Annotated in this window: 8 protein-coding genes and 1 pseudogene; 2 read left to right on the plus strand and 7 right to left on the minus strand. The window is 36.1% G+C overall.

The features are described 5' to 3' along the window. Window positions 1-177: 177 nt before the first annotated feature. The 3 genes from ASE01S_RS15125 to ASE01S_RS15130 form a co-directional block, all read right to left on the minus strand. On the minus strand, window positions 178-456 hold the full coding sequence (locus ASE01S_RS15125; RefSeq protein WP_067844348.1) for a transposase: 279 nt from the start codon (window positions 454-456) through the stop codon (window positions 178-180). A gap of 157 nt (window positions 457-613) precedes the next feature. Continuing rightward, on the minus strand, window positions 614-877 hold the full coding sequence (locus ASE01S_RS15645) for a GNAT family N-acetyltransferase (protein WP_245630400.1): 264 nt from the start codon (window positions 875-877) through the stop codon (window positions 614-616). Between the two features lie 470 nt (window positions 878-1,347). After that, window positions 1,348-2,175: a GNAT family N-acetyltransferase gene (locus ASE01S_RS15130; protein ID WP_067844351.1), complete on the minus strand. Its 828-nt coding sequence runs from the start codon at window positions 2,173-2,175 to the stop codon at window positions 1,348-1,350. Between the two features lie 243 nt (window positions 2,176-2,418). Here ASE01S_RS15130 and ASE01S_RS15650 point away from each other — a divergent pair. Beyond that, a pseudogene (locus tag ASE01S_RS15650) lies at window positions 2,419-2,547 on the plus strand (DUF4368 domain-containing protein); the annotation flags it as partial. An 8-nt stretch (window positions 2,548-2,555) separates the two neighbouring features. On the opposite strand, the gene rlmD reads toward ASE01S_RS15650, so the two are convergent. Then, window positions 2,556-3,941, minus strand: coding sequence for a 23S rRNA (uracil(1939)-C(5))-methyltransferase RlmD (gene rlmD / locus ASE01S_RS15135; protein ID WP_157065247.1), 1,386 nt, complete (start codon window positions 3,939-3,941; stop codon window positions 2,556-2,558). Between the two features lie 289 nt (window positions 3,942-4,230). Here rlmD and ASE01S_RS15140 point away from each other — a divergent pair, with 289 nt between their 5' ends. Next, complete coding sequence (locus ASE01S_RS15140) at window positions 4,231-5,268, plus strand: NAD(P)/FAD-dependent oxidoreductase (RefSeq protein ID WP_067844357.1); 1,038 nt, start codon at window positions 4,231-4,233, stop codon at window positions 5,266-5,268. 75 nt (window positions 5,269-5,343) lie between these two features. On the opposite strand, the gene ASE01S_RS15145 is transcribed toward ASE01S_RS15140, so the two are convergent. The 3 genes from ASE01S_RS15145 to ASE01S_RS16300 all read right to left on the minus strand — a co-directional run bounded on the left by ASE01S_RS15145 (window position 5,344) and on the right by ASE01S_RS16300 (window position 6,127). After that, window positions 5,344-5,733, minus strand: a complete 390-nt coding sequence (locus ASE01S_RS15145; RefSeq protein ID WP_067844360.1) for a DUF2752 domain-containing protein — start codon at window positions 5,731-5,733, stop codon at window positions 5,344-5,346. 57 nt (window positions 5,734-5,790) lie between these two features. Beyond that, on the minus strand, window positions 5,791-5,904 hold the full coding sequence (locus tag ASE01S_RS16585) for a hypothetical protein (RefSeq protein WP_373277969.1): 114 nt from the start codon (window positions 5,902-5,904) through the stop codon (window positions 5,791-5,793). Window positions 5,905-5,992: 88 nt separating this feature from the next. Beyond that, a complete protein-coding gene (locus tag ASE01S_RS16300; protein WP_245630402.1) occupies window positions 5,993-6,127 on the minus strand; it encodes a DUF4234 domain-containing protein in 135 nt (44 codons plus the stop codon). Window positions 6,128-6,228: the final 101 nt, after the last annotated feature.

Here is a 6,228-nt window from a genome sequence, read left to right on the forward strand (position 1 = left end):
CAGCGTAGATTCGTATGATTTCTTTAGTCAGCTGTTGATTTTCCAGCTTACGCTTAGAGATGGAAGTCGTTAATGATTGATAATACGTGCTTCTAGGTACACCAAGTACGTCACACAAAGTGTGAACAGGATAATGCTCTTTTTCTTGGTTAATTATTTCAATAACATTAGTGTCATTTACTTTTTCGCGAATATGGCCATAGCTTTTTTTAATATTTCATTCTCCTGTTGTAGCTTAAGCATTTCTTTTTGCATGTTTGCATAATCGTCTGGAGTAACGGATGAACCATCCTCTAACTCTACTGGATTGAATTTTTTAATCCATGCATAAATAGTTACTTCAGAAACGCCATATTCGCTGCTTAATTCTCTAACCGTTTGACCTGAACAATATAAATCAACAACCATCTTTCTGAAATCATCATTGTAACGTTTACCGTGTTTTTGATTTGACATTGGACACAACCTCCTAGTAATAATCTTAAAGACTTAACTAAGTTGTGTCCATGAAACTATACTAGCATCAAAAGTTTGCTTGGCACTATTAATGATATTTTTTAGTTTAATTAAAACCTTCGCTAGTACCTGGCAATCAAAAAATTATAATCTAAGATTATTTGTACCAATAAAATTTATAATGAGAATGTTGCTCAAAACCTAAGGACTTATAGAAAGGCTCGTCGGAGATAACGTATGCTTTGTTAGCACCTTCGAAATAACATCTTCTTAAAGTTTCTAAAAGTAATGTTTTACCAATCCCTTTACCACGATGTTGAGGAATTGTACAAACTGGTTCTACATAAGCGTAATCAGTATTTGGATTATACCAGCATCCACAGTAAGCAACATAAATTCCTGTTAAAAATGTACAAGCCACTCTAAGAAGTGTAATGGAGTGGCTTAAAATATAAAAACATATTAGTATCGTCCGTGGTTATAACTAGGAGAACACGTAAAAAACTAGCCCGTTTAATAAGCGGTGGCAGTAACATTAGACGGTGATAACCGCATAATTTTTGAGTATCCCTAGAATTATACCGTCGCAGAGCCATTGGCTGGTGGCATGACAGAGTTATTTAGAATATACGTGATAAAGCTGCACCTAGGCACGTTGAATGTCATGAAGATACCTCGGAATTAGTCCTAAATATCGCCATCCCCTTTACAGGGGGTGGTATGTTTCCTCGAATTAGTGCCAAAATATTAACATTAAACTATCAATAATTTATCGTCAAATAACTGGGCGAGGAACGAAGCCCCTGAAGTGAGCGTAGCAAACGGAGAATAACTATGAATGTCTTTTTAATGATGCTTGGAATATTGTTGAAATTTCACTTTTGACAGAGTTTAAAATGAAAATTCATATCCTAAGTATTTAAATATATTACTAAAGCCTAAATTTTCGGCAACTGCTATTGATGGTTCATTCACTTCCATACAATCCCAGTAAGGAACCATATTATTCTCAAAACAATCCTTTACAAAACTGTGGGCAATCTTTTGAGCTAATTTTTTTCCTTGATGAGCTTCTAAAGTTTCAATATCAATACAATGTATGTTTTCAAAAACAAAACCCGAAAAACAGACGCTAACAATTTCATTATTATGGACAATACAATAACCTATCCCCTCAGCAAAAAAACTATCGGGCGTTCTCCAAAACTCTAATACTTTTGAGTGTAAAAAATCAATGTTCTCTATTGAGTTATTATTATTTTCAAAGAGAAGCTTGGTAATTTTATGAACCTTATATCCTTGTTCAAGCATAGGTACCCTTTCATGTCTATAATTCTCTTCTCTTAACATATAAACTCTTTGAAGCCAACTTCCTAATTTGCGATGTTTGAATAACAATTCTATAGTGTTATTCCATTTTGGATGATTGCCTACCATTTCAAACCATTCTATCCCTATTCTTTTTGCTTCTGGTGTTATTACTTGGTCAATAAAATCATTCAATTCTTTGTTAAATCTCTCATTACTTTCATCTCCAATAAATATAAAACCATCATTATTGCCTAACCAAATAAGCCCAGACTTTGGTGTAGTAGTATTATCTACAAAAATACGCCCAGGATTGACTCCAGTAACGATTGCTTGAGCCTCTAATTGTCCTTGTTCATTTATTATTCCTAGACATTTATGAAAATCGCTCTGTGTTAATTCAGAAATCATTCTTTTTTCTCCTCTCATATCCCTTCATTATTATTACTTTCGTAAATTACCGTTTAATCGCATTCAAAGCTGCACTCTACCAATATACTGTATTTTACCAAATTATTACCTGTTGAGCTAGGAAACTTCTAATAACTCACACCATCTGCAATAAATTTTCGCAACAATTCTCTCACATAAAACGATTGCTACAGTGAAAGGAGAGAAAAAGGCAACTATCAAAATCCCTGCTATCTAGAACAACTAAAAACTTTTTTGAACTTCAATACATTAACAACTGAGATGTTATTACGCTTTGTTGAAAAGATTGAAGTTACTGAAAGTGATGGGGTTAAAATATACTACAAGTTTGCACAGGTTGAGGGGTTATAAAAATCCCCTCAATCATTTTTTAAAACTAACTGTGAAACACACTCCACATGTACGGTATGCGGAAAGAGATCAACCGGCTGTACCTCCAATAATTGATAGCCAAATGGTACAAGCTCCTTTAAATCAGTTGCCAAAGTCTCAGGATTGCATGAGACGTAAACAATTCGAGAAGGTTGTGCGCGCCCAATTCGACGCATTACCTTCCCGCCAGCTCCTGATCGAGGTGGATCAAGCAAGAGTAACTCAGGAGCACCGATACTTTCAAGAACTTGATCAATACCACGACGAGCATCCTTAGCCAAAAAGTAAGTGTTGTCTATCGCATTGTCGATCGCGTTGCGTTTTGCTGATTCAATTGATTTTTCGACAATCTCAATACCTACTAATTGCTTAACTTGATCAGCAAAAGGTAACGAAAAAGTACCAACTCCACAAAATAAATCAATCATTCTTTCACTTTTCTTCGGCTTAGCCATAGCTAATGCTAATTTAACGAGTTGTTCTGCCTGCTGTGGATTTGTTTGAAAGAAGGTATCAAACCAGAGACGATATCGGTAACCGAGCATCTCATCATAAATATAATCACGTCCTGCTAAAATATGACTCTGTTCAGCTTGGGTTCGATCGGCCCAATCACGGTTTTCAAACCACATCAGACTTTTCACAAATGCAAATTTAGTCGTTATCCGTTCAACTAAGTCTTTTGACAATTCTCGATCCGGCGCTTCAGTGGCAAATAATCCAAGCATCACCTCACCTGTTTGAAAGGATTGTCGAACCATTAAGTGTCTTAATAAACCTTGATGTTTTTCTTTATTATAGCCAGATAGCTGATGTGTTTTAGCCCAATCAGCAACTTCCATTGCTGCTTCAACCATTTCTTTTCCCGCAATTAAACATGTTTTCAGCTCAATAATTTCCCGGAAATTACCTTGTTCATGGAGTCCAAGTCTACCATCTGATGCAAAAGTGAATTCCATCTTATTACGATAGTGCCACGGATCAGTCATTCCGATTGCATCATGAACTAGCCCTGAATCAAATCCTTGTTCAGTCAAAAGTCTTTTAACTTCTTCTGTCTTTTTCTTTAATTGTCCCTGATAACTCCAGTGCTGCCAAACACAACCACCACAACGCTCAAAATGAGGACAGGCAGGATCGATCCGCTCATCGGAAGCCTCGAGAATATCGTCTGCTAATACCCTTGCCCATTTGCGATCTGGATGATCAACGGTTACTCTTACTTTTTCACCAGGAATTGTTTGGGGAATATTCAACTTTAACTTCTTGGGATTAACTTGTCCTGTATCACGCCAAACCGTAGCTCTGCCAGAACCCCGCTTGTCTAAATCATATATTTCAGTTGTATAAGTTTCACTTTTTAGCTCTTGCACCATATTTCCTCCTAACAAATAAGTCCTTACCATTTAATGAGTAGTGACTCATCACACAATGTACTTTATCTTTTTCAATACGATCATTATAACAGAAGTGTGAAAGATAGAATTAAAAACCATTCAAAATTATAGAATTTCTATTTTATCATAGAGTCTAATGGAGATATAGTCATATATAAAAGTAATCCAACATGAGCATGACATGATTCAGTTAACTATCTACTTCTATTTGTGAGCTTTGCTATCCTCCTTGATTTCGTTATAATAAACGTTTAGGAGGGGTTATATGTCGAAATTTACTGTTATTGGTGCTGGAATTGCTGGTGCCTCCATTGCTTACCACCTTGCAAAAGCGGGCTATTCTGTCACCGTTTATGATCGTTCAGATCAGGGACAAGCAACACGAGCTTCAGCAGGAATTATTTGTCCATGGGTTAGTCAACGGCGTAACCAAAAATGGTATCGTCTCGTACAGGAAGGTGCTCGGTACTACCCACATTTTATTGATGAGTTAGAAAATGCAACAAAACGGTCAACGGGATATAAACGAAAAGGCGCCATTTGCCTCTTTAAAGATGATCATATTCAAGAGCTTGCTTTTCAACGCATATCTGCAAAACAGGAGGGGTCACCTGAGATGGGGGCCGTAAAAAAACTAACTAAAGAGCAAGTCAAGGCTATCCATCCGCACTTAACGAATGAGTATCCTGCCGTTTATGTTGAAGGCGGAGGACAAATCAATGGTGAGAGCCTGCTAGATGCGCTTAAACAAGGGATATTACTTTATGGAGGAAAATGGTTTGATCAAGATCAAGCCCCTACAACGCTTACAGGAACGGTCATTTACACAGCCGGAGCATGGTCAGGTGAATTTTTCCAAACACCGATGGTGTATCACCAACGTGCAGAGCTCTTGCACTTTAAACTTAATCACCATCTAACTAGTCAGCATACACCTGTTGTAATGGGACTAGGTCCTATGTATTTGATAGAGACAGGCCCTAATACATTTGCCATCGGCACAACACATGAGGATACCGATTCATTTGATCTTGCTCCATCGATAGAGAATCAGCGTTATTTACTCGAAGAGGCAAAACGTTATTTTCCTGAAGCAATAATCAATGATCATTATGTTGCCGTAGGTCTGCGTCCTTTCACTCGAGATTCATTGCCGTATATGGGATTCGTAAAACAGAATGTTTTTGTTGTAAATGGACTTGGTTCAACAGGGTTAACAGCAGGACCTGTAATTGGTAGAGAAGTGACAAGCTATTTATTGGGTGAAGAAACGACTCTAAATCTAAACGATTATAATTACTGAAAAGATAAAACAGTTGCCAAGAGTAGGTTTTCACAACTTCTAGCAACTGTTTTATTTCTTTAGGCTTGAGTTATTTTATATCTTTGTCGGAGCTAACCAACTGAATAAACTCAAATTTCTTAATACACCAAATAAAATGGTAAGAACAAGCATAAATAGCATTAAAAATTTACTTTGCTTCGTTTTTTCATTTCTTTCCATAAGCGTATAGACTAGCATAAGTGGAAGGAGAATAAAGACTAACATATTATACCTAAATGCCTGATAAATATCACCATCCAAAATTGACAAAGCTGCTCGGGTCATCCCACAACCTGGACAATAGTGACCCGTAATTGATCTGAATAAGCAAGGAATATGTATGCCAAATTTAGGTGAAAGGACTTTTAGATATAATATCCCTGCTCCAACTAGAGAAAGTCCAAGATAAACTTTTTTATTTAACTTAGTCAAATAGATGTTCATATCATCAATCCTCAATTAAAGAGCTAACCTGTAGCCATTCTAGTATTGTTCTTACTATTAAACGATTTGATTGACATCATGTTGAACAATTGCATTTGCCACAATACCTAAACTAAAAATGGACAACACAATATAAAGTAATCCATTATCTTTGACTAACATGTTTTTCATACGGTGTATTTCAGCAATCTTTTGACCAACAATGTAGTACCAGAATAGCGTATAAATACCACAAGTAATAAAGATTAACAGAATAGTTTTACCACCGCATTGAGTTATCTCCAGTTAAATATCTAAGATCCTCTGATACTTGATAATACCAAATAATTGTATAAATACCACATGTTAAAAGTGATAAGATAATGACCATAGCTACACTACGTTGACGAACCATATGTTACACTCCCTTCTATTTCTTTTATTTATATGATTACTTCTTTTGATAAAGAAGCACACATAGCTATGATTATTCGACATAATACTACAGTCTCTATT

Source organism: Amphibacillus sediminis NBRC 103570, from assembly GCF_001552275.1.
Taxonomy (GTDB): domain Bacteria; phylum Bacillota; class Bacilli; order Bacillales; family Amphibacillaceae; genus Amphibacillus_B; species Amphibacillus_B sediminis.